General features: G+C 68.1%; 3 protein-coding genes. 1 reads left to right on the top strand and 2 read right to left on the bottom strand.

Annotation, left to right across the window (positions count from 1 at the left end):
- A partial coding sequence (locus GF405_03015; GenBank protein MBD3367132.1) for a response regulator occupies positions 1-705 on the top strand: 705 nt, incomplete at its 5' end.
- A gap of 17 nt (positions 706-722) precedes the next feature.
- On the opposite strand, the gene GF405_03020 is transcribed toward GF405_03015, so the two are convergent.
- A complete protein-coding gene (locus GF405_03020; GenBank protein MBD3367133.1) occupies positions 723-2,375 on the bottom strand; it encodes a radical SAM protein in 1,653 nt (550 codons plus the stop codon).
- Positions 2,372-3,553, bottom strand: a 1,182-nt coding sequence (locus GF405_03025) for a tetratricopeptide repeat protein (GenBank protein MBD3367134.1), incomplete at its 5' end; no start/stop codon positions are given. The genes GF405_03025 and GF405_03020, both read right to left, overlap by 4 nt.

A 3,553-nucleotide genomic window follows, 5' to 3' on the forward strand; every position in this document is an offset into this window, starting at 1 on the left:
CACGACGCCAGACCCGGGCGCTTCATCCGGATCACGGTCGAGGACAGCGGATGCGGCATTCCGGAGAACGTGATCGACCAGATCTTCGAGCCGTTCTTCAGCACGAAGGGGCCGGGCAAGGGAACCGGGCTCGGGCTCTCGGTCGTCTACGGCATCGTCCGCCAGCACGACGGCTGGATCAACGTCTACAGCGAACCCGACCGGGGCACCGTGTTCCGCATCTACATCCCCGCCGACGGCGACGTCGCCGTCGAGGAAGCGTGCGAGGCGGTCGAGTACGACCAGCTGCAGGGCGGCGGGCAGCGCATTCTCCTCATCGAGGACGAGGAGGTGGTCAGGGAGTTCGCGTCGCGCGCTCTGCGCCAGAGTGGGTACACGGTCTTCGAGGCCAAGGCGGCCGACGAGGCGCTCGAGGTGTTCGAGAAGGAGCAGGGACGCTTCGAGCTCATCTTCAGCGACGTCGTCCTTCCCGACAAGAGTGGTCTCAGACTCGTCGACGACCTGCTCGAGCGCGTCCCCGACCTCCGCATTCTCCTCTCGAGCGGCTACACCGACCAGAAATCACAATGGTCGGTCATCCGCGAGAAGGGCTTCCGCTTCCTGCAGAAGCCGTACACACTCCCCGACCTGCTTGCGACAATCCAGGAGATGGTGCACGGTGAGGACGATCCACGCCGAGCCGACGGTGCGGAGAGGTTGCAGTAGCCCATGGGCCCGAGGTGTCAGCGGCGGCGCTCGATGAGGTTCCTGGCGCTTCGGTAGGAATCCAGCAGTTCCTGCTTCGGAGGTCCCGCCTCCACGACCTCCCACGGGAAGGTCTCATCCTCAGTCCTCTCCCTCGCGAGAGCATCCCTGATGTCGATCCCCGACCGCTTGAGCGCTGCCCGGAACGGCACGCGGTCAATCCCGGCGGAGCGGATGGCGGGCGCCATCGAACGTCCGCCGCGGGCCAGTACGGCCTCGCGCTCGGCCTCCCTCGGCCCGGCGCTCGTGAACGGTATGCGGATCGTACGCGCCAGGGCGCGACGGAGTTTCGTGATGCGGTCGCGCACGACCCGACGCTCCGGTGCGGGAACCCACTGGAACGGCGTTCGGGGCTTCGGCACGAACGGCGACGCACCGACCGACACCCGGGCGCCGCTTCTCCCCGACGCGAAGACGTGGACCATCTCGGCCGTGAGTTCCGAGATCGCCGCGATGTCCCGGTCCTCCTCCCCCGGCAGGCCGACCATGAAATAGAGCTTGAGCCGCGGTATCCCCGCATCGGCGAGGACGGCAGCCGCCCGTTTGAGCGCCTCGACAGGCGTCGGCTTGCCGATGATGCGCCTGAGCTCGAGCGAACCCGCCTCCGGGGCGATGGTCACGGTTCTCGTCCCGGCGGCGGCCAGCACCTCCGCGACGGCCGGTGTGAGGCTCTCGGCCCGGATCGAGGCGATGTTGAGCTCCGCGCCCGCCTCGACGAGCGCCGTCGCGATGGCTACGATCTCGGGATGGTCGCCCAGGGATGCGGACACCAGTCCGATACGCCGAGTGGAGTCTAGCGCGTCGAGGGCGGCCGCTATGACCCTGTCGGCCTCGTGCACGCGTACAGGGCGACCGAGCGAACCGGCGGCGCAGAAGCGGCACCCGCGTGCGCAGCCGCGCGCGGTCTCGATCATGAACATGTCCTCGAAGTGCGCCTCGTCGGAGAGAATGACGCTCGAGGCGAGCTCGTCGGAGGGCGGGGCCGGTCTCACCGGAAGCGGCGCCCCCTGAAGCGACTCGAACCCCTTCACGACGCCGTCCTCCTCGACGACCCGGTAGAGGGAGGGTACGTACGCGCCCTCCATGCCGGCGAGATCGACGAGCCGCTCCTCGCGCGGGCGCCCCACGGTTCCCATGAGCCGTTCGACGAGTTCCGGAACCAGCGCGGGAGCGTCCCCGATGAGCACCGCGTCCAGAAGAGGCGCGACGGGCTCCGGGTTCAGGGCCGCACAGAACCCGCCCATGACGACGACGGGACCGTCCCGGCGTTCTGCCGTCTCGACGGCGACGCCGCCGGATGAGAGCATGGCTGGGATGCGGAGGAAGTCGTCCTCGAAGGACGTCGAGAACGCGACGACGTCGAACGACGAGAGCGGGAGCCCCGACTCGTGCGTCGTGCCGCTGCCGCGCTTGTCCCAGAAGGCCCGCTCGACGCGAACGTCCGGCAAAGCCCGCGCCGCCCTGAGGGCGGCGTGGAACCCGAGATTGCTCATGCCGAGCGGATAGGTGGCCGGATAGACGAGGGCGATGGAGAAGCTCTCCGCACCGGAGGGAACGTGGTCGTCCAGCGGGAGCTCCCTGGGGCTCCCGCGCGCGGTACTCCGTGCGGAACGTCGGCCGCGGCGTCTCACGCGTGGAGCTTCCTGAGCTCTCTGTGGGACGGCGTCCAGTCGGCCAGCTGTGCCCGGGCGATCGGGTTTCTGGGATCGAGCTCGAGCACCTTGCGGAACTGCTCGTCGGCCTCGTTCTTGCGGTCGACACGGCGGTACGTCAGCCCGAGCGTCAGTCGCGCCTCGACGTAGTTCGCATTGATCTCGACGGCGCGCTCGAGCTCGCCGATGGCCTCGTTATAGCGCTCGCCTGCGATGTAGCGGTCGGCGAGCTCCCGGTGCAGGTCGGCGTACCCGGGCCTCAGGGCCAGAGCGCGCTCCAGATGCTCGATCGCCTCGTCCTCGCTGCCGAGCATCGCCTTGACGCGGCCGAGATGCGCGTGCGCCTCCGCGTAGTCGGGGTTGATCTCGACGGCCCGCTCGAGCTCATTCCTCGCCTCCTCGAACTCGGAGCGCGCCATGTGAGCGACGCCGAGACCGCAGTGCAGGTCGGCGTAGCCCGGGTTGTGCGTCAGCGCGTTCCGGTAGCGCTCGATGGCCTCGTCGTAGTCGCCGCTCTGGAGCATGATGTCGGCCGGCTCGCCGGGCAGGTCCTTCCAGAACCTGGGGTCCTCGAACGCGACCTTGAAGGCCTCGACCGCCTCGTCCGTACGGCCGCTCGAGAGGTGCGCCATACCGAGATAGTAGTGGGCCAGACAGTACGTCGGGTTCGCATCGACGACCTGCAGCAGCTCGTCCCGGCACTCGTCGAACATGCCGCGTTTGAAGTACGCGATGCCGAGGTAGCACCGCACATCCCAGTAGTCCTCTCTCAGACCAGCGGCGCGCTTGAGGGTCTCGGTCGCGTCCCGGTACTTTCCCAGCTTGAGGCTGAAGACGCCGCGGAAGAAGAGCGCGTCGACGTAGTTCGGGTTGATCGTGAGCGCATCGTTCAGTTCGTCGATCGCCTCGTCGTACCGCTCGAGCTCGCCCAGCGCGATGGCCAGGCGGCAGCGGATGTCCGGATACTGCGGCTTCCGCTCGACGGCCTGGCGGAACCCCTCGATCGCCTCGTCGATGCGGCCGGCGTTGTACGCCGTCACGGCGTCGTTGACGATCTTCCGGAACTCCTCCTTGGCCATGGTGGCCTGTCTCAACTCCTCGAACGGAGGTTTGAGGTACTGCTCGGCCACCTCCTCGAGCTTCGGGGTGTCCGGCAC

This window comes from Candidatus Effluviviaceae Genus V sp. (genome assembly GCA_014728125.1).
Lineage (GTDB): Bacteria > Joyebacterota > Joyebacteria > Joyebacterales > Joyebacteraceae > WJMD01.